This is a genomic window from Streptomyces cathayae, from assembly GCF_029760955.1.
GTDB lineage: Bacteria > Actinomycetota > Actinomycetes > Streptomycetales > Streptomycetaceae > Streptomyces > Streptomyces cathayae.
Window position 1 is genome coordinate 6712140 of record NZ_CP121682.1, and the last position, 23394, is coordinate 6735533.

The window sequence follows — 23394 nt, forward strand, 5'->3', positions numbered from 1 at the left end:
GGCACCGGCCGGTGCCCCGGTCCCGCCTCAGGGCGTACCGTGCGCGTCGCGGTGCGCCTTCGCCAGTTCCGCGTACATCGTCCCGTTGAGCGTCAGTCCCGCACGCTCCTCCTCGGTGAGCTCCCGCCGCACCTTCGCCGGGACCCCCGCGACGAGGGAGCCCGGCGGCACCTCCATGCCCTGCGGCACCAGCGCCTGTGCGGCCACCAGGGAGCCGGCGCCGATCACCGCGCCGTTGAGCACCGTGGCACCCATGCCGATCAGGCAGTCGTCCCCGACCGTCGCCCCGTGCACCACGGCGTTGTGCCCGATGGAGACCCGCTCGCCGACGGTGACGGGGAAGCCGGGATCGGCGTGCAGCGTGCAGTTGTCCTGGACGTTGCTGCTCGCGCCGACGGAGATGCCCTCCACGTCACCGCGCAGGACCGCGCCGTACCAGACACTGGTGCCCGCCCGCAGCGTCACGTCCCCGATCACCGTGGCGGTGGGTGCCACGAAGGCCTCCTGGTCCACCTGCGGCTCCCTGCCGCCGATCCCGGTGATCAGTGCCCTGTGCGTCATCGTCGCCTCCTGGTCGGGTGATGTCAGGCACCGTACGCCGACACGGTGGGGTGAAGATCACAGGGCCTCCGGCTCTTCGACGGCACGCCCGCCGACTACGGTGAGCGGGTGCCGAAGAGCAGGAACACGTTCTCGTCCTGGCTGCGCCGCCTCGCGCAGCGCGCCGTCCACGCGGGCTGGGCGTGGGCGCAGCGCACGGGCTCGGTGACCGCCGAGCACCCCGGCCGCCTCCGGTTCGGGGCGATGGGAACGGGCACCAGGCTGGCCTTCCCGCTCGGCACCGTCTTCGGTGAGCCCTGGATCCATCTCGGCGCCCACTGCATCATCGGCGAACAGGTCACCCTCACCGCCGGCCTGATGCCCGGTCTGGAGCTGGGCCCCGCCCCGATCCTGCGCCTCGGTGACGGCGTCGTCCTGGGCCGCGGCAGCCATGTCATCGCCGACACCACCGTCACCATCGGCAGCGACTGCTACTTCGGGCCGTACGTCTACGTCACCTCCACCAACCACTCCTACGACGATCCCCACGAGCCCATCGGCAGGCAGTGGCCGCGGATGGACCCGGTGGAGATCGGCCCCGGCTGCTGGATCGGCACCGGGGCGGTGATCCTGCCGGGCGCGCGGATCGGACGGAACGTGGTGGTGGCCGCGGGCGCGGTGGTCCGGGGCATGGTGCCCGACCACGCCGTGGTCGCGGGCGCCCCGGCCCGCGTCGTACGCCGCTGGACCCCGGCCGACGGCTGGCAGCCGCCGCTGCGCACTCCGGCACCGGTGCCGATCCCGGAGGGCGTCACCCCGGAGCAGTTGCGGGCGCTGGCGACGCTGGACGCCGAGTGCGTCGAGGACGCCGAGGATGCCGGGGACGTCAAGGAGGCCCCGGTTCTCAAGGACCTCAAGGAACCGGTCCGGCTGGTCGAGCTGGAGCCCGAGAGCTGACCTCCGCCCCCGGCGGGCCGGCGGCCAGGGCGAGGACCGCTGCCACGGCGAACCGCACAGTACAGTTCGGTGGACGATCGGGTGCACCGCACCGCAGTCGAACGAGTTGAACGCTGTCATCCGGAACATGGGACGGAACGTGTCGGATCTCGACCTGCTGACCCAGTCGCTGGCGCGCAACGTCAAGCGCTGGCGCACCGAGCGGGCCTTCACCCTGGACGCGCTCGCGGCGCGGGCCGGAGTGAGTCGCGGCATGCTCATCCAGATCGAGCAGGCCCGCACCAACCCGAGCATCGGCACCGTCGTCAAGATCGGCGACGCGCTCGGTGTCAGCATCACCACCCTGCTCGACTACGAGCAGGGCCCCAGGGTCCGTATCGTCCCCGCCGACCGGGCCGTACGGCTCTGGCACACCGAGGCCGGCAGCTGGAACCGGCTGCTCGCGGGCACCGAGGCCCCCGGACCGGTGGAGATGTGGGACTGGCGTCTCATGCCGGGCGAGAGCAGCGACTCCGACCCGCACCCGGTCGGCACGGTCGAGCTGCTCCACGTCACGGCCGGGGAACTGACGCTCACCGTCGACGGCACGGAGCACCGCGTCCCGGCCGGCGCCAGCGCCTCCTTCGAGGCCGACACCCCGCACACCTACGGCAACCAGGGCGCCGAACCCATGGAGATGATCATGGCGGTCTCGGTCCCGCCCGTGCGCTGAGACGACCCGCCGGCGCCCGCCGAGCGGCTGTTACGGTCCCGCCATGCGCGCACCCATCGGCTCCTTCGACCACGCCACCCCCGCCCCCGACTGCCTCGACGATCTCGTCGCGCCGGTCGCCGCGGCCGTCCACGCCTGGAACGGCAGCGTCCCCGCCGGGCAGATCCTCTACGTCGACACGGACCCGCGCCGGGCCGACACCGCCGTCTTCGTGGAGCACTACGGCCAGGACCTGCTGGAGCGGTCGGCGAACTGCGTGGTGGTGGCGGGCAAGCGCGGAGGCGGGACCACCCTCGCCGCATGCGTCGTCCTGTCCACCACCCGGGCCGACGTCAACGGGGTCGTGCGCCGCCGGCTCGGCGCCCGCAAGGCGTCGTTCGCCCCGATGGACACGGCCACGGGGGAGACCGGCATGGAGTACGGGGGCATCACCCCGATCGGGCTCCCGGCCGACTGGCCGGTGCTGGTGGACGCGGCCGTCGTCGACCTGCCGTACGTGCTGGTCGGCAGCGGGCGCCGCCGGGGCAAACTCCTCGTGCCGGGCAAGGCCTTCGCCGAACTGCCGGGCGCGGTCGTGCTGGAGGGCCTGGGGGTGGCCTGAACGGGGGCGTAGCGGCCCGGCCCGGGCGGAGCAGGGGTGCCGCGGTCACGCCGTCGCGTGGTGGGCCAGGGGCAGGTGCGGGTCCCGCTCGCCGGGGACGGGTTCCGGGTCGGCGTGGACCAGGGCCGCGGTCAGCCGGGGCACGGCGTGCAGCAGGGCGTGCTCGGCGTCGACCGCGATGCGGTGGGCCTCCCGCACCGTCGCCCCGCCGTCCACCACCACCGCCACCTCGGCGCGCAGCCGGTGCCCGATCCAGCGCAGCCTCAGCTCGCCCACGCCGCGTACCCCGGGGACCCGGGTCAGTGCCTGCTCCGCCCGGTCCACCAGCGCCGGGTCGACGGCGTCCATCACCCGCCGGAACACCTCCCGCGCGGCGTCCCGCAGCACCAGGGCGATCACCGCGGTGATCACCAGTCCCACGACCGGGTCCGCGAACTGCCACCCCAGAGCCGATCCGCCGGCCCCCAGTAGCACGGCGAGTGAGGTGAACCCGTCCGTCCGGGCGTGCAGCCCGTCGGCGACCAGCGCGGCCGAGCCGATGGCACGGCCGACCCGGATGCGGTAACGGGCCACCCACTCGTTGCCCGCGCACCCGGCGAGTGCGGCCGCGGCGACCGCCGGAACGTGGTCCACGGGACGCGGGTCGAGCAGCCGGTCCACCGCCGTCCAGCCGGTGAACACCGCGGAGGCGGCGATCGTCAGCACGATCGCGATGCCGGCCAGGTCCTCGGCCCGGCCGTAGCCGTAGGTGAAACGGCGGGTGGCGGCGCGCCGGCCCAGCACGAAGGCGAGGGCGAGCGGTACGGCGGTCAGCGCGTCCGCGGTGTTGTGCACCGTGTCGCCGAGCAGCGCGACCGAACCCGAGACGGCCACCACGACCGCCTGGGCCAGCGCCGTCACACCGAGCACCGCCAGCGAGATCCACAGCGCCCGCAGGCCGCGGGCCGAGGACTCGAGGGCGGAGTCGAGCTTGTCCGCGGTCTCGTGGGAGTGCGGGGCGAGCAGGTGGCGGAGGCGGTGGCGCGGGGACGTTCCGGGGTGCGGGTGCTTGTGCTCGTACCGGGCGCACATGGGGATCCCCTTCCGGTGGGCGGGGTGGACGCGGTGCCGCCCAGGGGGCCATTATGTGCGTATGAGCGCACGCATGCACCTGTCACCTGCGCACGATGCGCACCCACGCATCCCCGGCGACCGGCGGTTCGCGCTCGCGGCGGAACTCCTCGCCCTGCTCGGTGACCGCACCCGGCTGACCCTGCTGCACGCCCTGAGCGGCGGCGAGGCCGACGTCAGCACGCTCACCGAGGCGTGCGGGGCGGCGCGACCCGCGGTCAGCCAGCACCTGGCACGGCTGCGCCTCGCGGGACTGGTGGACACGCGGAAGGAGGGCCGCAGGGTCATCTACTCACTGCGCGACGGACATCCGCGCCGACTGGTGGACGAGGCGCTGAACGTGGCCGGCCACCGGATCGGCGGCCGTCCCCCGCACGACTGACGGCAGCAGCGGGTCCGGACCCCCGTGCCGTGCACACCGGCCCGGGCCGACGGGTTCCGCGCCGGGCCCCGCCGCGCGCAAAAGGGGCACACTGGCAGGAGAGGGATGTGCAGTGTGGCAGTGCACGTTCACTGGAGGTGATCCGGATGCCCAGGACCCGGTCGCATTCGCGGTACGCCCCGGACCGGGGCCTCACCACCCGCATGGTGACGACGATGTTCCTGATCGGGCTGCTCTACGTCGTCTTCGTCGGGGTTCTGCTGGCCCTCGTGAAGAACGCGTGGCCCGTCATCCTGCTGTTCGCGGGCATCCTGTTCGTCGCGCAGTTCTGGTTCAGCGACCGGATCGCGGCCTTCAGCATGGGGGCGCGCGAGGTGACCCCCGAGCAGGCTCCCGGGCTGCACGGTTCCGTGGACCGCATCTGCGCCCTCGCCGACATCCCCAAGCCGCGGGTGGCGATCGCCGACAGCGACCTGCCGAACGCCTTCGCCACCGGCCGCAACGAGAGAACGGCCCTGGTGTGCGTCACCACGGGTCTGCTCCGCCGCCTGGAACCGGAGGAACTGGAGGGCGTCCTCGCCCATGAGCTGTCGCACGTCGCCCACCGGGACGTCGCCGTGATGACCATCGCCTCGTTCCTGGGCGTCCTGGCCGGCTTCATGACCCGCGCCGCGCTCTACACCGGCCTCGGCCGCACCAGCCGCGACAGCACCACCGCCCTCGTGGCGGTCCTGATCCCCCTGGTCAGCGCCGTCGTGTACGTGATCAGCTTCCTGCTGACCCGGCTGCTGTCCCGCTACCGCGAACTGTCCGCCGACCGCTCCGCCGCGCTGCTCACCGGCCGTCCGTCCGCACTCGCGTCCGCGCTCACCAAGGTGACCGGAGAGATGGCGAGGATCCCGACGAAGGACCTTCGCCGGGCGGAGCCGTTCAACGCCTTCTGGTTCGCACCGGCCTTCTCCTCCCGGGAGAGCCTGAGCCGGCTGCTCTCCTCCCACCCCACCCTCGAACAGCGCCTCGACCAGCTCGGCCGGATCTCGGCCCAGCTCGGCCGGGCATGACGATCCGACGAACCATGGAGGTGCCGTGCCGTGGGACTCCTCGACACCATCCTCGGCCGCAGCAAGCCGGTGCGCCCGGACCTCGACCAGCTCTTCAGCCTGCCCTCGGCCGCGATCACCGTGCAGGCGGGGGCGGGGTTCACCCCGACCGGGAGCGGATCGGTCTGCTTCGCGAGCGTGGAGGGCGGCGCGTTCGACCGGCTCCGGCAGGAGGTACGGGACCTGCTCGACGCCGACACCGGCCGGGGCGGCACACCCGTCGAGTACACCAGGGACGCGTACGGGTACACATGGATCCTCGTCCATCACCCCGCCGACGACACCGCCTCACTGGTCAACGACCTGCACGCCGTCAACACGCTCCTCCAGGACGCGGGCTTCGGCCCGCAACTCCTCTGCTCCCTGGTCGGGTTCCGGGCCACAACGGACCCTCGGGTCCTGGCGCTGGTCTATCTCTACAAGCGCGGTACCTTCTACCCCTTCGCGCCGCTCCCCGACGGCACGGAGCGGCGCGACAACGCGTTGGAACTCCAGATCAGGGCGCTCCTCGCGGACGACCTGCGCATCGAGGACGATCTGGCCCGCTGGTTCCCGGTGTGGGGCGCCCCGGGTCTCACCGGGCCCCGGCCCTGAGGCCCGGGGCCAGTGAAGCCCGACTCCGGCTAGCCCAGGCGCGGTATCTCGATCGCCGGGCAGCGGTCCATCACCATGTCCAGGCCCGCCGCGCGGGTCCGCTCGTAGGCCGTCTCGTCGACGACGTCCAGCTGGAACCACACCGCCTTGGCGCCCTTGGCGACGGCCTCGTCCGCCACCGCTCCGGCCAGTTCGCCGTTCACGAACACGTCGACGACGTCCACCTCGAAGGGGATGTCCGCGAGCGAGGCGTACCCCTGCTCGCCGTGCACCGTCTCGGCCTTCGGATGCACCGGCACCACCCGCTTGCCGAAGCGCTGCAGCACCTGGGCGACGCCGTACGCCGCGCGCTGCCGGTTCGACGACAGGCCCACCACGGCCCAGGTGTCGCCCAGCCCGGTGAGGATCTTGCGGACCGTTGCCTCGTCGCCGTACACCGTCAGGCCTCCTGAAGGGTCGTGGAAGAGCAGTTGCTCCGATGCTCCGACAACGGCCGAGTGGGTGCGGAGATTCCCGGCTCGGAACCGCGGCAGCCCCGAAAAGCGTGCGAGATGCCTGCGCGGGCCCGCTTGTGCGCCTACGCTCGCCTCGTGCTGCGCATCACCGACGCCCGGACCGGCGAACCCGTGGACGCCACCCCCGCCCGGCGGGGCCTCACCCGCGTCGAGGCCCACACGCGCGGATTCGATCCGACGAACCTGAGAGTGCTGCTCGTCGCCGACCTGCTCGTACGTGCCCTGGAACTCGGCGGCACCCCGGTGTGGGCGCTGCTCGTGGGCGAACGGGACCTGCCCGAACTGCGCGCGGCGGGCGCGGCCCTCGGCGTACGGCCCTTCGAGGACAGCCGGGACGCCGGCACGGGATTGGGCGAGGCCCAGGTCCTGCATGTGGTGAGCGAGGGCGGCGGGACACCCGACGGGGTCCGGGTCGCCGTCGCGCCCGTCCGTCCAAAGGCCCCCGGCGTGTCGGACGGCACCGACCCGACCGTTCTGCGTCTGGCCCTGCTCGCGCACCCCAGGAGCAGTCCGCTGCGGCTCGACCCGGCCGCCCTGGACGACGCCGCCGGCACCCTCGCGCGCTGGCGCGGCGCGGTCGCCGCCTGGGCGCACCGGCCCTCGCGGCCCGTCCCCGACGCGGTGCGCGCGGACCTGCGCACCGCCTGGGAGGACGACCTGGACACGGCCGGCGTCCTCCGGGTGCTGCGGGACGTGGAGACCGCACCGGACCTGCCGGACGGCGCCCGCTTCGAGACGTACGCCTACGCGGACCGGCTGCTCGGCCTCGACCTCGCCCGAGACCTGGGATCCCCGGCGTGAGCGGGGCGGCGGGGGCGAGCGGGATGACCGGGCGCACCGGCGCGGGACGGGAGCGGCGGCTGGTCGTCCTGCGGCACGCCAAGTCCGCCTGGCCCGACGGCGTCGCCGACCGGGACCGCCCGCTGGCCGCGCGCGGCCGCCGGGACGCGCCCGCCGCCGGACGCGCGATCGCCGGGACCGTCGGCCTGCCCGGTCTCGTGCTGTGCTCCACCGCCGTCCGCACCCGCGAGACCTGGGAGCTGGCGGCGGCGCAGTGGGACACCTCCGTGCCGGTCCGGCACGAACCAAGGCTGTACGCCGCCGACGCCCCCGCGCTCCTGGCCGTGCTGCACGAGGTGCCCGCCGATATCGGCACCCTGCTGCTGATCGGCCACAACCCGGGCCTGGCCGACCTCGTCCTGACCCTGGCCGGCGACGGCGTGGACGACACGCTCGACCGGGTCCGCACCAAGTTCCCGACCTCCGCGATCGCCGTGCTGTCCTGGCGTGGTGCCGGCTGGCCGGACCTCGTCCCCGGCACCGCCCTGCTGACCGCCATGACCGTGCCCCGGGGCGCCGCATAGGCTGGCCGGATGCAGGACGAGTACCGCACCGTCGCCCGCGCGGGTGTGCACGAGACCGAGATCAACCGCTCCCGCTTCCTGTGCGCCCTCGCCCCGGCGGCCACCGAGCAGGAGGCGCAGGAGTTCATCGCCGGCGTCCGCAAGGAGCACGCCGCCGCCACCCACAACTGCTGGGCGTACGTCATCGGCGCGGACGCCTCCGTCCAGAAGGCCAGCGACGACGGGGAACCCGGCGGCACCGCGGGCGTCCCCATGCTCCAGATGCTGCTGCGCCGTGACATGCGGTACGTCGTCGCGGTCGTCACCCGCTACTACGGCGGCGTCAAGCTCGGCGCGGGCGGGCTGATCCGCGCCTACGGCGGCGCCGTCGGCGAGGCACTGGACGACGTCGGCACGCTCACCCGCCGCCGGTTCCGGCTGGCCACGGTGACGGTCGACCACCAGCGGGCCGGCAAGATCCAGAACGACCTGCGCTCCACGGGGCGCACGGTGCGGGACGTGCGCTACGCCGAGGCGGTCACGATCGAGATCGGCCTCCCCGACTCCGACGTCGTCGCCTTCCGGTCCTGGCTCGCGGACGCGACCGCCGGAACCGCCCGCCTCGAACTGGGCGGCGAGGCATACGGGGACGCGTGACCACCGCCGGGTCGCCTGAGAGGGACTCCGTTTCGCTGAGGAAGTGAGGGGACACGGCGCGCGGGCCGGTCTGGATGCTCAAGGCGGAGAGCCGTACCGGGCCGGGTGCGGAACCCGGCCCTGCGGACGCAGGGCCGGGGCCTGCCGGCACGGCCGGCGTCCCGTGCTCCGCGCGTTCCGGCGTCGGCGGCGGCGCGGACGGACGGGAGCCGACGCGGGCGAAGACGGTGTCGGAAGTAACCCCTTTGCCGCAGTGTGCGGTGTCCGGTGTCCGACGGCGAGGGGCCGGCGGCCTCGTGGAGGGCGACGGCCTCGCTGACATCGGTGCTGCCCTGCTCCGCGGCGGCCTTGTCCACGAGGGGGGCCTGCCGCGAACCGTGCGTCGGCCGTGGCGGAGCCGGTTCGGCGCGGATGGATTCCGCCGCGGACTGCCCGGCCGCGCATGGGGGCGAGACCGGCACGGCGACCAGCACCGGAAGGCAGCGCAGCACGGAACCCGCTCCGTGGTGTGAAGAGGGCGCTGTCATCGTGAGGGCTCCATGAGGCGGTACCGCATTCGGGAGTCACGGCAGGGCATACGGGCGGGGGTATGTGCTCGTGGGTCGTGAAGACGCCACTCGCGCCGGGGCGGCGGTGGTCCGAGGTGCCGCCCCGGCGAACGCCGAACCGCGTCCCGGCCGTGATCCGCCTCGACCTCGCGACAGGGCGGTGGGATCGACGGCGGGGCCGCCCGGGCCGAACCGTGCCGCACGTCGGCGCGACTCGGGTCCGGCCGGGCGGCCGGGGCGCCGCTGAGGTCACGGCAGCGGTTCACCCCCGGGGTGTGAGGGCCGTCGGGCACGGAAGGCCGGACGACTGCGCCACCCTCAGGCTCCCTCCCGGGGCGGCGCAGTGCCCCGTCGCCTCCCCGTTCCGCGGTGGGGACGAAGGTCCGGCATGTGAGGCGCGTCACTCCCATATACCCCCCGGGGCATAAGCCGGGTCCTGTTACGGTTGAGCTCAGGCATACCCCCCAGGGTATTTCTGAAGGCAAGTGAGCAGGAGTTCCCCGCATGGTTCCCGAGATCGACCAGCAGAGCTTCGCCGAGGCGCACGCGGCAGGCGCCCTCGTCGTCGACGTCCGCGACAGCGGCGAGTACCGGGCCGGTCACGTCCCCGGCGCCCGGTCGGCACCGCTGCCCCATCTCCCCCTGATCCTCAGCGAGCTGTCCAAGGACCGCCGGGTCCACGTGATCTGCCAGAGCGGCGGCCGCAGCGCGCAGGCGACCTCCCTGCTCCGCGACCTGGGCTACGACGCCCACAGCGTCAGCGGCGGCACCGCCGCCTGGATCGAGGCCGGCCGCCCCGCGATCACCGGTGCCGAGCCCGGCACCCGCACCGTCCCGACCACTTCCGAGGAGACGCGATGATCACCGTTCTGCCCATCGAGACCCCTGGCCTGGGGGACCGCACCTACCTCGCCCACGACGGTTCCGTGGCCCTGGTGGTGGACCCCCAGCGCGACTACGACCGCGTCACCGCGCTGGCCGCCGCCGCCGGAGTGCGGATCACCCACGTGTTCGAGACGCACATCCACAACGACTACGTCACCGGCGGCCTGGCCCTGGCCCGCGAGGTGGGCGCGCAGTACCTGGTGAACGCCGACGACGAGGTCTCCTACGAGCGGACCCCGGTGCGCGACGGTCAGGTGATCGAGGTCGGCGACAGCCTGCGGGTGCGGGTGATCCACACCCCGGGGCACACCCACACCCACCTGTCCTACGCGCTGGAGGCCGCCGGAGAGCAGGTCGCGGTGTTCACCGGCGGCTCCCTGCTGTACGGCACCACGGGACGACCGGACCTGCTGGGCCCGGACCACACCGACACCCTGGTGCGGGCGCAGTGGCGCTCGGCGCACCGGCTGGCCGCGGAACTGCCGGACGAGACCGCCGTCTACCCGACCCACGGATTCGGCTCGTTCTGCTCCGCGACCCAGGCCGCCGGACTCTCCAGCACCATCGGCGAGGAGAAGCGGACCAACGCCGCGCTGACCGCCGACGAAGAGGCCTACATCGAGCAGCTCCTGGCGGGCCTGGACGCCTACCCGGCCTACTACGCCCACATGGGCCCGGCCAACTCCGGCGAGGTGGGCAAGCCGGACCTGTCCGCGCCGTCCGTGGCGGACCCGGCCGAGTTGCGGCGCCGGATCAAGGCCGGCGAGTGGGTGGTGGACCTGCGCGAGCGCACCGCCTTCGCCGCCGGGCACCTGGCGGGCAGCCTCAACTTCGGCCTGGACGGCCAGTTCGTCACCTACCTGGGCTGGCTGATCCCGTGGGGCACCCCCCTCACCCTGCTCGGCGAGACCGCCGAGGACGTGGCCGAGGCCCAGCGCGAGCTGGTCCGCATCGGCATCGACCGCCCGGCCGCCATGGCCACCGGCGGCCCCGAGGACTGGACCGGGGGCGAGGCGCCGGTCTCCTACGAGCGCGCCACCTTCGGTGACCTGAAGGACGTCCTCGGCGGCGACGGCCTCGTCCTGCTGGACGTGCGCCGCAACCAGGAGCGCGCCGAGGCGCACATCCCGGGCTCGGTGCACATCCCCATCCACGAGGTGCCGGGCCGCCTCGAGGAGATCCCCGCGGGCCGTGTCTGGGTGCACTGCGCCGGCGGCTACCGCGCCGGCGTCGTCGCCGCCCTGCTCCACGCCCGCGGCCGTGACGTCGTCGCCGTCGACGACAGCTTCGACAACGCCCTCGACCTGGGGCTGTGCTCCCTCACCCCCGACATCCCCGCCCCCCGCGACAACCGACAGGAGACCAACGCATGACCACCCCCACCACCCCCCGCAGCCTGACCACCGACGAACTGCGCACCCGGCTCGACTCCGCCCGTCCGCCGCGCCTGCTCGACGTCCGTTCCCCCGCCGAGTTCGAGGGCGCGCACATCCCCGGCTCCTACAACGTCCCGCTGGGCACCCTGCGCGAGCACCGCGAGGAGCTGACGAGGCACCTGGACACCGACGTGGTGCTGGTGTGCCGCTCGGGCCAGCGTGCCGGCCAGGCCGAACGCGCCCTCGCCGAGGCAGGACTCCCCGGCCTGACGGTCCTGTCGGGCGGCATGACCGCCTGGGAGAAGTCCGGCGCGCCGACCGACTACGGCCAGGAGCGCTGGGACATGGAGCGCCAGGTCCGCCTGGCCGCCGGCTCCCTGGTGCTGGTCGGCGCCCTCGGCAGCTTCCTCGTCCCCGGCCTTCAGGCGCTGTCCGCGTTCGTCGGCGGCGGGCTGGCCTTCGCCGCCATCAGCAACACCTGTGCCATGGGGGTGATGCTGTCGAAGATGCCGTGGAACCGCATCCCGTCCTTCGACCCGCGCAAGGCCGTCGCCCAGCTCGCCGACGGCAGGTGAGCGTCATGACGCTGACGATCGTCCTGATCCTCGCGCTGCTGGTCGGCGTCTCCCTCGGGCTGCTCGGGGGAGGCGGGTCGATCCTGACCGTGCCGCTGCTGGTCTACGTCGCGGGCATGGACGCCAAGGAGGCCATCGCCACCTCCCTGTTCGTCGTCGGCGTCACCTCCGCCGTGGGCATGATCAAGCATGCCCGCGACGGACGGGTCCGCTGGCGCACCGGCGTCCTGTTCGGAGCAGCCGGCATGGCCGGTGCCTACACCGGCGGACTCGTCGGCGGCCACATCCCCGACGTCATCCTGCTGATCGCCTTCGCGGTCATGATGATCGTCACCGCCGCCGCCATGCTCCGGGGCCGCCGGGGTGTCGACCCCGACCGGGCCCACCGGCAGGTGCCGGTGGGGCGGGTCCTGCTGGACGGCGCGGCCGTCGGCCTGGCCACCGGCCTGGTCGGCGCCGGCGGCGGCTTCCTCGTCGTCCCCGCCCTGGCCCTGCTGGGCGGCCTGCCCATGCCGGTGGCCATCGGCACCTCACTGCTGGTCATCGCGATGAAGTCCGCCGCGGGCTTCGCCGGCTACCTGTCGAGCGTCCAGATCGACTGGACCCTGACCCTGGCCGTCACCGGATTCGCGGTCGTCGGCAGTCTGGCCGGAGCCCGGCTGGCCGGACGCGTCCCCGCCCACGTCCTCTCCCGGCTCTTCGCCTGGTTCGTGCTGGCCATGGGCACCTTCGTCCTGGTCCAGCAGGCTCCCGCCCACATAGCGGTCCCGGTCCTGGCGGCCATCGCCTCGCTGGGCGCCGGTGCGGGCGTCTGCTACGGCTTCATCGCCCGCTGTCCGCTGCGACGCGCCGTCCACCGGACCTAGCAGGTCACCGGACCCAGCGGCCCCTGGCCCCGCTGCCCCGGCGCACCGCTCTTCGGTGCGCCGGGGCAGCGGCATGCTGTGCCGTCCGGGGAGTGCCCCGCCCCGTTCCGGTGTCGTATACCCCGGGGGGTATCAAAAGCCACTACTCAGGCGAAACGGAAGGGACCGTCCCATGAGCACCGTCACACTCACCGCCGCGGACTTCGAGAACACCGTGTCCGGCAACGACATCGTCCTCGTCGACTTCTGGGCCTCCTGGTGCGGACCGTGCCGGATGTTCGCCCCCGTCTACGAGAAGGCCTCCGAGGCCCACTCCGACATCGTCTTCGGCAAGGTCGACACCGAGGCCGAGCGGGCCCTGGCCGCCGCGGCGGACATCACCTCGATCCCCACCCTGATGGCCTTCCGTGAGGGTGTCCTGGTGTTCTCCCGGCCCGGCGCCCTGCCGCCCCAGGCGCTGGACCAGTTGATCACCGCCGTCCGCGGGCTCGACATGGACGAGGTCCGCGCCTCCCTCGCCACCCGGAGCCCCGGCCGGTGACCGCTTCCCCGCCGACCAGGTGCGGTCGGCCGCCGACCGGCTCAAGCGCGCACAGGGCCGGCTCGCCGGCGTCGCGCGCATGCTGGAAGAAGGGCGTGACTGTGAGGAGGTCGTCACCCGGCTCGCCGCGGTCAACCGCGCGCTGGACCGGGCCGGTTTCGCCATCGTCGCCGGCGGCCTCGAGGAGTGCCTGAGCCAGGAGGGCGGCGCCGACGGCCTCGACACCCAGAAGGTGGAGAAGCTCTTCCTGTCCCTCTCGTGACGCCCCGGCCCCGGAGCGGGTCAGGTGGCGGACAGGGCGTTCAGAGCGGCGTCCAGGCGGGCGGTGGCGTCGTCGGCGACGGGCTTGAGGGTGTCGAGGCCGGTGAGGGTGACCATGGTCCCCGGGTCGAGGGCCTGGACGAGCGTGCTGTCGCCGTCGCGGCGGACGACGACGTTGCACGGCAGGAGCAGGCCGATGGAGCGGTCGGCCTCCAGGGCCCGGTGAGCGAGCGGCGGGTTGCAGGCGCCGAGGATCAGGTAGTCCTCCATGTCGTGGCCGAGCTTGGCCTTGAGGGTGGCCCTGACGTCGATCTCGGTGAGGACGCCGAATCCCTGATCCGCCAGTGCCTCGCGGACGGCGGCGACGGCGGCGTCGAAGTCGGAGGTGGCCAGGCGGACGGTGCGGTCGTAGGACACGGTGAACTGCTCCTTCGGTGCGGAATGCCTGACTCCTTGATACCCCGCTGGGTACACGTCGGGGTGGAGGCGATACCGGGCAGGTTCCCGATTCCTCATGAATACCCCCCTGGGTATTTTTGTCCGGGGGAGTGACCTGGATCCGATGCTCTCGGCATCTGCCGGTTCTGGCGCGACATCGGCTGTGCCGCCGGCGCACTGACAGCCGACAAGGAGGAGGTATTTGACGCAAGGTGCCATCACTCTTCGGGTGCCGGTACCGCACCCGTTACGCCGGGTATTGTCCACAGAACCGGCGCTGAGCTGCAGCGATCTGCTCCGCCTCGCCTCGCGCTACGGTCGCTGTCCCGGAGAACCCGCTGTCCAGGGGTGTGGGGAGAACGCCTCCACGCGGATTCCGCAGACATTCGGTGTATGGGCTGACGCGAGATCGCGATGTGAGGTCAGTGGTCAACCAGGTACCGGTAGGCGCTAGCGTGGTGGGCGCCGACCTGGGTTTCCCATGCCGGATTGTGCTGGTTTTTGGCGTGTTACCGAGAAAGATATGCAGGTCAGGGCCATTTTATGAGATTGCTGCACACTTCCGACTGGCACCTCGGCCGGTCGTTCCACCGGGTCGGCATGCTCGGTGCCCAGGCCGATTTCATCGGACACCTGGTGGCGACCGTGCGCGAGTACGCCGTCGACGCGGTGGTCGTGTCGGGAGACGTGTACGACCGGGCGGTGCCGCCGCTCGCCGCGGTGGAGCTGTTCGACGACGCCCTGCACCGCCTCGCCGGCCTCGGTGTGCCGACCGTGATGATCTCCGGGAACCACGACTCGGCCCGCCGTCTCGGCGTCGGCGCCGGGCTCATCGGGCGCGCGGGCATCCACCTGCGGACCGACCCCGCGGCGAGCGGCACCCCCGTGATGCTGTCCGACGCGCACGGGGAGGTCGCCTTCTACGGGCTGCCCTACCTGGAACCGGCGCTGGTCAAGGACGAGTTCGAAGTGGAGAAGGCAGGCCACGAGGCGGTGCTCGCGGCCGCCATGGACCGGGTCCGCGCCGATCTCGCCGCCCGTCCGCGCGGCACCCGGTCCGTGGTCCTCGCGCATGCCTTCGTCACCGGCGGCGCACCGAGCGACAGTGAGCGGGACATCACCGTCGGCGGGGTCGCCGCCGTGCCCGCCGGAGTGTTCGACGGCGTCGACTACGTGGCGCTCGGCCATCTGCACGGCTGCCAGACCCTCACCGAGCGGGTGCGCTACTCCGGCTCGCCGCTGCCGTACTCCTTCTCGGAGGCGGACCACCGCAAGAGCATGTGGCTCGTCGACCTGGACGCCGACGGAACGGTCACCGCCGAGCGGCTCGACTGCCCGGTGCCGCGTGCCCTCGCCCGGATCCGCGGCACCCTGGAGGAGCTGCTCGCCGACCCCGCCCTCGCGCGGCACCGGGAGGCGTGGGTCGAGGCCACGCTCACCGACCCGGTCCGCCCCGCCGACCCCATGGCCCGGCTCACCGAACGCTTCCCGCACACCCTGAGCCTGGTCTTCGCACCCGAACGCGCGCCCGACGACCCGTCGGTGTCCTACGCCCGGCGCCTCGCCGGGCGCGACGACCAGCAGATCGCCGAGGACTTCGTCGCCCATGTGCGCGGCACCGGCCCCGACGAGCACGAGCGGGCCGTCCTGCGGGACACCGTCGACGCGGTCCGCGCCGCCGAGGCCGTGAACGAGGTGGCGCGATGAGGCTGCACCGGCTCGACATCACCGCCTTCGGCCCCTTCGGCGGCTCACTGACCGTCGACTTCGACTCACTCTCCGCCGCGGGCCTCTTCCTGCTGCACGGCCCCACCGGCGCCGGAAAGACCTCGATACTCGACGCCGTCTGCTACGCGCTGTACGGCTCCGTCCCCGGGGCCCGGCAGAACGGGCAGGGCACAGCGCTGCGCAGCGACCACGCGGCCCCCGCCACCCGCACGGGGGTCACCCTCGAACTCACCGTCGCCGGCCGCCGGCTGGAGGTCACCCGGCAGCCGCCCTGGCAGCGCCCGAAGAAACGCGGCACCGGCACGACCCTGGACAAGGCACAGAGTCGGCTGCGCGAACACGATCCGGTGAGCCGGTCCTGGAAGGACCTCAGCCGCTCCCACCAGGAGATCGGTGAGGAGATCACCCAGCTCCTCGGCATGAGCCGGGAGCAGTTCTGCCAGGTCGTCCTGCTGCCCCAGGGCGACTTCGCGCGTTTCCTGCGCGCCGACGCGGAGGCGCGCGGCAAACTGCTCGGCCGGCTCTTCGACACCCGCCGCTTCGCCGACATGGAGAAGCGCCTGGCCGAACGCCGCCGTGCCGCCGAGTCCCGAGTGCGGGACGGCGACGCCGAACTGCTCGCCGACGCGCACCGGATGCAGCAGGCCGCGGGCGGGGCCATGGAGCCGGCAGACCTCGTGCCGGGCGAACCGGGACTGGCCGAGAGCGTGCTGAGTGCGGCCGCCGTGGCCCGCAGCACCGCCCGCGAACAGCTCACCGTCGCCCGCTGCCGCCTCGCCGCGGCCGAGTCCGCCCAGACCGCCGCCGACCGGTCACTGGACGAGGCACGCGAACGGGACCGGTTGCAGCGGCGGTTCGCCGAGGCACGGCAGCGCGCGGCACGGCTGGCGGAGCGGGCCGAGGACCGGCAGGAGGCGCAGACGCGCCTGGACCGGTCCCGGAAGGCCGAGACGGTCGCCCCCGCCCTGGAACTGCGGGAGTCCGCCGACGCCGAACACCGGCGGGCGGCCGACGCCGAGGCGGATACCCGCGCCCTGCTTCCCCCGGCCCTCAGGGACGCGGGTGCGGCCGGGCTCGCGGCCGCCGCCCGCCGGGCCACCGAGGAACTGGGCGGGCTGGAGTCGGCCCGCCGCGCCGAGCGACGGCTCACGGAACTCCTCGGGGAGCGGGTGGCTCTGGACCGCCAGGAGCGCGCCGACGACGACGCGCTCGACGAGTCCGAGGCGTGGCTCACCGGCTGGGAGGAGACCCGCGCCGGCCTCCAGGACCGTATCGAGTCCGCGCAGGAGGCCGCGGCCCGGACCGGTGAGCTCGCCGTGCAACGCGACACCGCGCACAAGCGGTTGACCGCCGCACGGCTGCGGGACCAGCTGGCCGAGGACACCGAGGACGCCGCCGAACAGGCCCGCGCGGCCCGGGAACGGGCCCTCGAGGCCAAACAGCACTGGCTCGACCTCAAGGAACAGCGGTTGGCCGGCATCGCCGCCGAACTCGCCGCGGGCCTCACCGACGGCGACCCGTGCGCCGTCTGCGGTGCCACCGAACACCCCGCCCCCGCCCGCAAGGTCGCCGGCCACGTCGACCGCGAGGCGGAGGAGCGGGCCCTGGCCGCCCACCAGAGTGCCGAGGAGCACCGGGCCGACCAGGAAGGCCGTCTCGGCGCCGTACGCGAGGCGCTGGCCGCCGCCGGAGCGGAGGCGGGAGACACGCCGGCCGCCCACCTCGCCCGAGAAGCGGAGGAGTCGGAGCGGCGGTACGCGCAGGCCCGAGGCGCCGCCTCCGATCTGCACCCCGCCCGGGAACAGCTGCGCCAGGCGGAACACGAACATGAACGACGCGTCGCCGCCCAGCGGGAGGCGGCGGTGCGGGCCGCCGCCCGGGCGGGCCACCGGGAGCGGCTGGACCATGAACAGGACGCGCTGGAGGAGGAGTTGACCCAGGCGCGGGGTGACGCGGACAGCGTGGCCACGCGCGCCGCGCAACTGGAGCGGCACGCCGCACAGTTCACCGACGCCGCCGACGCGGCCCGCGTCGCCGACGGCACCGCACAGCGGCTCAAGGAGGCCGACGGCCGGCTCGCCGACGCCGCCTTCCGGGCGGGCTTCGCCACCCCGCGGGCGGCGGCCGAGGCACTCCTCGACGCGGCCGCCCACCGCGCACTGCAGGACCGGCTGGAGGCCTGGCAGCAGGAGGAGGCCGCCGTACGCGCGGTGCTCGCCGAGCCGGGCACCGCGGCCGCCGCCCAGCAGCCCCCCGCCGGCCTCACCGTCGCACAGCGCACCGCCGAGGACGCGGACCGCAGGACGCGCGAGGCGGCCTCCGCACGTGATGCCGCAGCCCGCCGCTGCGCCGAACTCGACCGGCTCTCCGCGCGGGCCACCGCCTCGGCGCGTCGGCTGGCGCCGCTGCGCGAGGAGTACGACCGGGTGGCCCGCCTGGCAGGCCTCACCGCGGGCACCTCGGCCGACAACGAACGCAGGATGCGCCTGGAGTCCTACGTCCTGGCCGCCCGCCTGGAGCAGGTCGCCGCCGCGGCGACCGCCCGGCTGCACCGGATGTCCTCCGGCCGCTACACCCTGGTGCACTCCGACGACCGCACCGGGCGCGGGCGCAGCGGCCTCGGACTGCACGTCGTGGACGCGTGGACCGGCCGGGAGCGGGACACCGCGACCCTCTCGGGCGGCGAGACCTTCTTCGCCTCGCTGGCCCTCGCGCTCGGACTCGCCGACGTCGTCACCGACGAGGCCGGCGGGGTCCGGCTGGACACCCTCTTCATCGACGAGGGCTTCGGCAGCCTCGACGACCAGACGCTCGACGAGGTCCTGGACGTCCTGGACTCCCTGCGGGAACGCGACCGCAGCGTGGGCATCGTCAGCCACGTCCCCGACCTGCGCCGCCGGATCCACGCCCAACTCGAGGTGGTGAAGGGCCGGTCGGGCTCGACGCTGCGGCAGCACGGAGTCACCTGAGCCGAGTCCGCGGGCCCACCACAGCAGTCGGGCCTCTCAGGTGTCGCACAGGGTGCGACCAGGCACGGTGGAGCGGGTGGAATCGGACGGCGGCCCCCTCAGGGCGGCACCGCAGAAGGCACCGCCCTTACGGACGGGCCGCCGACGGCAAGGAGACGGCCTCCGGCCACGACCGGGCCCGCGAGGCGGGCGGACATCCGTCGGGCTCCTCCCGTCGGGCGACTCCACGGCCCTGGCCCGGCAGGGATATCCACGTGCGCCGGCCGCCGGCGCCCCTCATGATGGGCGACCATGCCCAAGTTCCCGCACCCCGCCCCCGAAGCCCTCCGCCGTGACCCCCTGCCCCTGCGCGGCCGGACCGCCCTGGTCACCGGGGCCAGTCGGCGCGCCGGCATCGGGCACGCGGTCGCCCGCCGTCTCGCCGCCCACGGAGCGAGCGTCTATCTCCACCATCACGTCCCGCACGACGCCGCCATGCCCTGGGGCGCCGACCGGATCGAGGAGGTGACCGCCTCCGTACGGGAAGCGCTCGGCGACCCCTCGGCGCGGGTGGCCGCCGGACCGGGCGACCTCGCCGACCCGGACGTCCCCGCCGAACTGCACGCCCGGGCCGCCACCGCGCTCGGCGGGCGGCTCGACATCCTCGTCGCCAACCACGCCCTCAGCGGCTCCGACGGCGACCTCGACACCGTCGACGCCGCCATGCTCGACGCGCACTGGGCCGTCGACGCCCGCTCGGTGCTGCTGCTCGTCCAGGCCCACGCCCGGCACCGGGCCGCCCTGCCGCCGCGCACGCCGGGCGGCCGCGTGGTGATGACGACGTCCGGCCAGGACATCGCCGGCGGCATGCCCGGCGAGATCGCCTACGCCCTGCAGAAGGGCGCGCTCGCCTCCCTCACCCGCTCCCTGGCGACCACGCTCGCCGGGCACGCCGTCACGGTCAACACCGTCAACCCCGGCCCGGTGGACACGGACTACCTGACCGGCGACGCCTACGAGGCCGTCGCCGCGCGTTTCCCCGGCGGGCGGTGGGGGATGCCCGACGACCCCGCCCGCCTCATCGCGTGGCTGGCCACGGACGAGGCGATTGGGGTCTCCCCTGCTCGAACGGAGTTGAGAGCTTGGGGAAGGATCACGGGTCAGGTCGTCAACTCCGAAGGGGGTTTCATGCGCTGACCGGGGCCGCCTACAGCGCCGACAGTTCGTCCACCAGGTCGTCCAGGCCCAGCGAGCCCTGGGACAGCGCCGCCATGTGCCACGCCTTGGGGTCGAAGGCGTCGCCGTGCCGCTTGCGGGCGTTCTCCCGGCCGAGCAGCCAGGCCCGCTCGCCGAGTTTGTAGCCGATCGCCTGGCCGGGAATCGTCAGATAGCGGGTCAGCTCGCTCTCCACGTAGTCCGCGGGACGGCTGCTGTGCGCCCCGAAGAACTCCTCGGCCAGCTCGGGCGTCCAGCGCTCGCCCGGGTGGAACGGCGAGTCCGCCGGGATCTCCAGCTCCAGGTGCATGCCGATGTCCACGATGACCCGGGCCGCCCGCATCATCTGCGCGTCCAGGTAGCCCAGCCGCTCCTCCGCGTCCGCGAGGAACCCGAGCTCGTCCATCAGCCGCTCCGCGTACAGAGCCCAGCCCTCGGCGTTGGCGCTCACCATGCCCACGGAGGCCTGGTAGCGGGACAGGTCCTCGGCCACGTGCGCCCACTGCGCCAGCTGGAGGTGATGGCCGGGGACGCCCTCGTGGTACCAGGTCGACACCAGGTCGTAGACGGGGAAGCGGGTCAGTCCCATGGTCGGCAGCCAGGTGCGGCCCGGCCGAGAGAAGTCCTCCGACGGAGGCGTGTAGTACGGTGCCGCCGCGCTGCCCGGCGGGGCGATCCGCGACTCCACCTTCCGTACCCGCTCGGCGAGTTCGAAGTGGGTGCCGTCCAGGGACTCGATCGCCCGGTCCATCACGCCCTGGAGCCACTCGCGGACCTCGTCGACGCCCTCGATGTGCCGGCCGTGCTCGTCGAGGTGCGCGAGCGCCACCCACGGCGTCTCGGCGCCCGGCAGGATCTTCTCGGCCTCCTTCCGCATCTCGCCGAGCAGACGGTGGTACTCGGCCCAGCCGTAGGCGTACGCCTCGTCCAGGTCGAGGTCGGTGCCGTTGAAGTACCGGGCCCAGCGGGCGTACCGCTCCCTGCCCACGGTGTTCGGGGCGCCCTCGATCGAGGGCGCGTACACGTCGCGCATCCAGTCCCGCAGCTCCACCACGGCCGCGGTCGCGGCGCGGGCGGCCTCGTCCAGTTCGGCGCGCAGCGCGTCCGGTCCCGCCGAGGCGAAGTCCTCGAACCAGCCGCGGCCCTCGCCGGTGTCCGCCCACTCGGTGAGCTGCCCGACGAACGCGGCGGTCGGCCGCGGAGCCGCGTACCGCTTGCGCTCCAGGCCGAGCGCGAGGGACTCCCGGTAGCCCGCCAGCGCGGCCGGTACCGCGCGCAGCCGCTCGGCGACCGCGGCCCAGTCCTCCTCGGTCTGCGTCGGTGTCACGGTGAACACCTCGCGCACCGAGTGGGCGACCGTGCCCAGGTTGCCGACCGAACGCAGCCCCTCGTCGGCCTCGTACACGGCGATCTCCGCGGTGAGCCGCTCCCGCAGCAGCCGGGCGCAGCGGCGCTCGATGCCGCTGTCCGCGCCGGGCCGGGCCTCGGCCTCGTCGAGCCGGGCGAGCGTGGCCCGCTGGAGTTCCGCGAGTGCCGCCTGGCCCGCGGGCGAGAGATCGGGCAGACGGCGGGAACTCTCCTGCACGCCGAGATACGTACCGGTGACCGGGTCGAGGGCGATGAGCTCGTCGACGTAGGCGTCGGCGACCTCGCGGGGCAGCGGGTTGTTGGTCTGTGACATGCGGCCCATCCTGGTACGCGGCCCGCCGTCCGTCACCCCGTTTGAGCCGAGGGCGAAGACGGCAGCAACGGGCCGCAGTCCCACTGCTGGAAGATCAGCCGGGTCTCCACGCGCGCGACCTCCCGCCGTGACGTGAACCCGTCCAGCACCAGCCGCTGCAGATCCGCCATGTCCGCGACCGCGACATGGATCAGATAGTCGTCCGGTCCGGTCAGATGGAAGACGGTCAGTGACTCCGGCAGCGCCCTGATCCGCTCCACGAACGGTCCCACCAGCTCCCGCCGGTGCGGTCTGACCTGTACCGACAGCAGTGCCTGAAGTCCCCGCCCCAGCTTGGCCGGGTCCAGTTTCAGCCGATGCCCGAGGATCACGCCACAGCGGCGCAGCCGGGTCACCCGGTCCAGGCAGGTCGACGGCGCGACCCCGACCTGCGCGGCGAGCTCCCGGTACGTCGTCCGGGCGTCGTTCTGCAGCAACCCCAGCAGACGCAGATCCACCGGATCCAGTACGACGGATTCAGCCATGGGCCGAACGTAGCACGGAGATATCCGCCGACCAGCCCTGCCGTGTTCACCCTTCGGTCCATGGACTGGGACAAGGACGCACGCACGCACACGCGCGGCACCACGAGAGCACTCGCCACCGAGGCCGTGCACGCCGGCCGGGACGACCTCGCCCGGCAGGGACTGCACGCCCCGCCGATCGACCTGTCCACCACCTACCCCTCCTACGACAGCCGCGGCGAGGCCGCCCGCATCGACTCCTTCGCCGCCACCGGCGCGGAACCCGACGGCCCGCCCGTCTACGGACGGCTCGGCAACCCGACCGTCGCCCGTTTCGAGACCGCACTGGCCCGCCTGGAGGGCACCGAGACAGCGGTCGCGTTCGCCAGCGGCATGGCCGCGCTCAGCGCCGTCCTGCTGGTGCGCGGCTCCATGGGGCTGCGCCACGTGGTCGCCGTACGCCCCCTGTACGGGTGCAGCGACCACCTGCTGACCGCCGGGCTGCTCGGCTCCGAGGTGACGTGGACCGACCCGGCCGGGGTCGCCGACGCGCTGCGCCCGGACACCGGTCTGGTCCTGGTGGAGTCGCCGGCCAACCCGACCCTCGCCGAGGTCGATCTGCGGGCCGTCGCCCATGCCTGCGGCTCGGTACCGCTGCTCGTCGACAACACCTTCGCCACCCCGGTCCTCCAGCGTCCGGCCGCGCACGGGGCACGGCTGGTGCTGCACAGCGCCACCAAGTACCTCGGCGGGCACGGCGACGTACTGGCCGGGGTGGTGGCCTGCGACGAGGAGTTCGCGGGGCGGCTGCGGCAGATACGGTTCGCCACCGGCGGCGTGCTGCACCCGCTGGCGGGCTATCTGCTGCTGCGGGGCCTGTCGACGCTGCCGGTACGGGTGCGGGCCGCGTCGGCCAACGCCGCCGAACTCGCCCGCCGGCTCGCCGCCGATCCGCGCGTGGCCCGGGTGCACTACCCGCGCATCGGCGGGGCGATGGTCTCCTTCGAGGTGCACGGGGACCCGCACGAGGTGATCGGCGGGGTACGGCTCGTCACCCCGGCGGTGAGCCTCGGCAGCGTGGACACCCTCATCCAGCACCCGGCGTCCATCAGCCACCGCATCGTCGACGCCGACGACCGCAGGGACGCGGGAGTGAGCGACCGGCTGCTGCGGCTGTCGGTCGGCCTGGAGGACGTCGACGACCTGTGGGCGGACCTGGACGGGGCGCTGGGGGAGCGGACCGGTGCACCGGAGGGCGGCCGCACGGGCGGGACGGCCGACCGGCCGGAGGCTCCGGCCCGGAACTGAGGCGGGGCCG

The 23394-nt window shown here is 73.7% G+C and carries 25 protein-coding genes; 19 read left to right on the plus strand and 6 right to left on the minus strand.

Features of this window, described 5'->3' with window-relative positions; translation table 11 throughout:
- Positions 1-27: 27 nt before the first annotated feature.
- Positions 28-561: a gamma carbonic anhydrase family protein gene (locus PYS65_RS30695; RefSeq protein ID WP_279337187.1), complete on the minus strand. Its 534-nt coding sequence runs from the start codon at positions 559-561 to the stop codon at positions 28-30.
- Positions 562-669: 108 nt separating this feature from the next.
- Between PYS65_RS30695 and PYS65_RS30700 the strand changes: the two genes are divergently transcribed.
- From PYS65_RS30700 to PYS65_RS30710, 3 genes are all read left to right on the plus strand, one after another.
- On the plus strand, positions 670-1497 hold the full coding sequence (locus PYS65_RS30700) for an acyltransferase (RefSeq protein WP_279337188.1): 828 nt from the start codon (positions 670-672) through the stop codon (positions 1495-1497).
- 139 nt (positions 1498-1636) lie between these two features.
- Entirely contained in the window at positions 1637-2209 is a 573-nt protein-coding gene (locus PYS65_RS30705) for a helix-turn-helix domain-containing protein (protein ID WP_279338130.1), read from the plus strand.
- Between the two features lie 43 nt (positions 2210-2252).
- A complete protein-coding gene (locus PYS65_RS30710; RefSeq protein WP_279337189.1) occupies positions 2253-2810 on the plus strand; it encodes a YbaK/EbsC family protein in 558 nt (185 codons plus the stop codon).
- Between the two features lie 45 nt (positions 2811-2855).
- Here PYS65_RS30710 and PYS65_RS30715 read toward each other — a convergent pair whose 3' ends face one another.
- Positions 2856-3881 (minus strand): cation diffusion facilitator family transporter, encoded by a 1026-nt coding sequence (locus tag PYS65_RS30715; RefSeq protein ID WP_279337190.1) that lies wholly within the window; start codon positions 3879-3881, stop codon positions 2856-2858.
- A 61-nt stretch (positions 3882-3942) separates the two neighbouring features.
- On the opposite strand from PYS65_RS30715, the gene PYS65_RS30720 reads away from it, so the two are divergent.
- From PYS65_RS30720 to pspAB, 3 genes are all read left to right on the plus strand, one after another.
- Positions 3943-4302: an ArsR/SmtB family transcription factor gene (locus PYS65_RS30720; RefSeq protein ID WP_279337191.1), complete on the plus strand. Its 360-nt coding sequence runs from the start codon at positions 3943-3945 to the stop codon at positions 4300-4302.
- Positions 4303-4448: 146 nt separating this feature from the next.
- Complete coding sequence (htpX, locus tag PYS65_RS30725; RefSeq protein WP_279337192.1) at positions 4449-5363, plus strand: zinc metalloprotease HtpX; 915 nt, start codon at positions 4449-4451, stop codon at positions 5361-5363.
- Between the two features lie 30 nt (positions 5364-5393).
- Positions 5394-5996 (plus strand): PspA-associated protein PspAB, encoded by a 603-nt coding sequence (gene pspAB / locus PYS65_RS30730; RefSeq protein ID WP_279337193.1) that lies wholly within the window; start codon positions 5394-5396, stop codon positions 5994-5996.
- A gap of 29 nt (positions 5997-6025) precedes the next feature.
- Here pspAB and PYS65_RS30735 read toward each other — a convergent pair whose 3' ends face one another.
- On the minus strand, positions 6026-6433 hold the full coding sequence (locus tag PYS65_RS30735) for a CoA-binding protein (RefSeq protein WP_279337194.1): 408 nt from the start codon (positions 6431-6433) through the stop codon (positions 6026-6028).
- A 114-nt stretch (positions 6434-6547) separates the two neighbouring features.
- Here PYS65_RS30735 and PYS65_RS30740 point away from each other — a divergent pair, with 114 nt between their 5' ends.
- From PYS65_RS30740 to PYS65_RS30780, 9 genes are all read left to right on the plus strand, one after another.
- Entirely contained in the window at positions 6548-7312 is a 765-nt protein-coding gene (locus PYS65_RS30740; protein ID WP_279337195.1) for a cysteine--tRNA ligase, read from the plus strand.
- A gap of 23 nt (positions 7313-7335) precedes the next feature.
- A complete protein-coding gene (locus PYS65_RS30745) occupies positions 7336-7875 on the plus strand; it encodes a SixA phosphatase family protein (protein WP_279337196.1) in 540 nt (179 codons plus the stop codon).
- Positions 7876-7884: 9 nt separating this feature from the next.
- Positions 7885-8511, plus strand: a complete 627-nt coding sequence (locus tag PYS65_RS30750) for a YigZ family protein (protein ID WP_279337197.1) — start codon at positions 7885-7887, stop codon at positions 8509-8511.
- A 1052-nt stretch (positions 8512-9563) separates the two neighbouring features.
- Positions 9564-9920 (plus strand): rhodanese-like domain-containing protein, encoded by a 357-nt coding sequence (locus tag PYS65_RS30755; protein WP_279337198.1) that lies wholly within the window; start codon positions 9564-9566, stop codon positions 9918-9920.
- Complete coding sequence (locus tag PYS65_RS30760) at positions 9917-11317, plus strand: MBL fold metallo-hydrolase (RefSeq protein ID WP_279337199.1); 1401 nt, start codon at positions 9917-9919, stop codon at positions 11315-11317. Before PYS65_RS30755 ends, PYS65_RS30760 begins: the two co-directional genes overlap by 4 nt.
- The gene (locus PYS65_RS30765; RefSeq protein WP_279337200.1) at positions 11314-11895 is read left to right on the plus strand and encodes a rhodanese-like domain-containing protein; all 582 of its coding nucleotides are present in this window, start codon (positions 11314-11316) and stop codon (positions 11893-11895) included. Before PYS65_RS30760 ends, PYS65_RS30765 begins: the two co-directional genes overlap by 4 nt.
- 5 nt (positions 11896-11900) lie before the next feature.
- Positions 11901-12761, plus strand: a complete 861-nt coding sequence (locus PYS65_RS30770) for a sulfite exporter TauE/SafE family protein (RefSeq protein ID WP_279337201.1) — start codon at positions 11901-11903, stop codon at positions 12759-12761.
- 172 nt (positions 12762-12933) lie between these two features.
- Positions 12934-13302: a thioredoxin gene (gene trxA, locus PYS65_RS30775; RefSeq protein ID WP_279337202.1), complete on the plus strand. Its 369-nt coding sequence runs from the start codon at positions 12934-12936 to the stop codon at positions 13300-13302.
- A 19-nt stretch (positions 13303-13321) separates the two neighbouring features.
- A complete protein-coding gene (locus tag PYS65_RS30780) occupies positions 13322-13564 on the plus strand; it encodes a metal-sensitive transcriptional regulator (RefSeq protein ID WP_279337203.1) in 243 nt (80 codons plus the stop codon).
- A 20-nt stretch (positions 13565-13584) separates the two neighbouring features.
- Here the strand turns inward: PYS65_RS30780 and PYS65_RS30785 are convergent, their stop codons facing one another.
- Complete coding sequence (locus PYS65_RS30785; RefSeq protein ID WP_279337204.1) at positions 13585-13980, minus strand: DUF302 domain-containing protein; 396 nt, start codon at positions 13978-13980, stop codon at positions 13585-13587.
- 564 nt (positions 13981-14544) lie between these two features.
- On the opposite strand from PYS65_RS30785, the gene PYS65_RS30790 reads away from it, so the two are divergent.
- The 3 genes from PYS65_RS30790 (at position 14545) to PYS65_RS30800 (ending at position 19874) form a co-directional block, all read left to right on the plus strand.
- Complete coding sequence (locus PYS65_RS30790) at positions 14545-15708, plus strand: exonuclease SbcCD subunit D (RefSeq protein WP_279337205.1); 1164 nt, start codon at positions 14545-14547, stop codon at positions 15706-15708.
- Positions 15705-18698 carry an AAA family ATPase gene (locus tag PYS65_RS30795; RefSeq protein ID WP_279337206.1) on the plus strand — a complete coding sequence of 998 codons (2994 nt, stop codon included), beginning with the start codon at positions 15705-15707 and terminating at the stop codon, positions 18696-18698. Before PYS65_RS30790 ends, PYS65_RS30795 begins: the two co-directional genes overlap by 4 nt.
- 291 nt (positions 18699-18989) lie before the next feature.
- Positions 18990-19874: an SDR family oxidoreductase gene (locus tag PYS65_RS30800; RefSeq protein ID WP_279337207.1), complete on the plus strand. Its 885-nt coding sequence runs from the start codon at positions 18990-18992 to the stop codon at positions 19872-19874.
- A 10-nt stretch (positions 19875-19884) separates the two neighbouring features.
- On the opposite strand, the gene PYS65_RS30805 is transcribed toward PYS65_RS30800, so the two are convergent.
- Positions 19885-21573: a DUF885 domain-containing protein gene (locus PYS65_RS30805; RefSeq protein WP_279337208.1), complete on the minus strand. Its 1689-nt coding sequence runs from the start codon at positions 21571-21573 to the stop codon at positions 19885-19887.
- A 32-nt stretch (positions 21574-21605) separates the two neighbouring features.
- On the minus strand, positions 21606-22097 hold the full coding sequence (locus PYS65_RS30810) for an Lrp/AsnC family transcriptional regulator (RefSeq protein ID WP_279337209.1): 492 nt from the start codon (positions 22095-22097) through the stop codon (positions 21606-21608).
- A gap of 60 nt (positions 22098-22157) precedes the next feature.
- Here PYS65_RS30810 and PYS65_RS30815 point away from each other — a divergent pair, with 60 nt between their 5' ends.
- On the plus strand, positions 22158-23384 hold the full coding sequence (locus PYS65_RS30815) for a trans-sulfuration enzyme family protein (protein WP_279337210.1): 1227 nt from the start codon (positions 22158-22160) through the stop codon (positions 23382-23384).
- Positions 23385-23394 lie beyond the last annotated feature (10 nt).

Coding starts and splice junctions, on each gene's coding strand:
- PYS65_RS30695 (WP_279337187.1), bottom strand. CDS start 561: ATGACGCACAGGGCACTGATCACCGGGATCGGCGGCAGGGAGCCGCAG.
- PYS65_RS30710 (WP_279337189.1), top strand. CDS start 2,253: ATGCGCGCACCCATCGGCTCCTTCGACCACGCCACCCCCGCCCCCGAC.
- PYS65_RS30715 (WP_279337190.1), bottom strand. CDS start 3,881: ATGTGCGCCCGGTACGAGCACAAGCACCCGCACCCCGGAACGTCCCCG.
- PYS65_RS30720 (WP_279337191.1), top strand. CDS start 3,943: ATGAGCGCACGCATGCACCTGTCACCTGCGCACGATGCGCACCCACGC.
- htpX (WP_279337192.1), top strand. CDS start 4,449: ATGCCCAGGACCCGGTCGCATTCGCGGTACGCCCCGGACCGGGGCCTC.
- PYS65_RS30740 (WP_279337195.1), top strand. CDS start 6,548: ATGCCTGCGCGGGCCCGCTTGTGCGCCTACGCTCGCCTCGTGCTGCGC.
- PYS65_RS30745 (WP_279337196.1), top strand. CDS start 7,336: ATGACCGGGCGCACCGGCGCGGGACGGGAGCGGCGGCTGGTCGTCCTG.
- PYS65_RS30750 (WP_279337197.1), top strand. CDS start 7,885: ATGCAGGACGAGTACCGCACCGTCGCCCGCGCGGGTGTGCACGAGACC.
- PYS65_RS30755 (WP_279337198.1), top strand. CDS start 9,564: ATGGTTCCCGAGATCGACCAGCAGAGCTTCGCCGAGGCGCACGCGGCA.
- PYS65_RS30760 (WP_279337199.1), top strand. CDS start 9,917: ATGATCACCGTTCTGCCCATCGAGACCCCTGGCCTGGGGGACCGCACC.
- PYS65_RS30765 (WP_279337200.1), top strand. CDS start 11,314: ATGACCACCCCCACCACCCCCCGCAGCCTGACCACCGACGAACTGCGC.
- PYS65_RS30770 (WP_279337201.1), top strand. CDS start 11,901: ATGACGCTGACGATCGTCCTGATCCTCGCGCTGCTGGTCGGCGTCTCC.
- trxA (WP_279337202.1), top strand. CDS start 12,934: ATGAGCACCGTCACACTCACCGCCGCGGACTTCGAGAACACCGTGTCC.
- PYS65_RS30790 (WP_279337205.1), top strand. CDS start 14,545: ATGAGATTGCTGCACACTTCCGACTGGCACCTCGGCCGGTCGTTCCAC.
- PYS65_RS30795 (WP_279337206.1), top strand. CDS start 15,705: ATGAGGCTGCACCGGCTCGACATCACCGCCTTCGGCCCCTTCGGCGGC.
- PYS65_RS30800 (WP_279337207.1), top strand. CDS start 18,990: ATGCCCAAGTTCCCGCACCCCGCCCCCGAAGCCCTCCGCCGTGACCCC.
- PYS65_RS30805 (WP_279337208.1), bottom strand. CDS start 21,573: ATGTCACAGACCAACAACCCGCTGCCCCGCGAGGTCGCCGACGCCTAC.
- PYS65_RS30810 (WP_279337209.1), bottom strand. CDS start 22,097: ATGGCTGAATCCGTCGTACTGGATCCGGTGGATCTGCGTCTGCTGGGG.
- PYS65_RS30815 (WP_279337210.1), top strand. CDS start 22,158: ATGGACTGGGACAAGGACGCACGCACGCACACGCGCGGCACCACGAGA.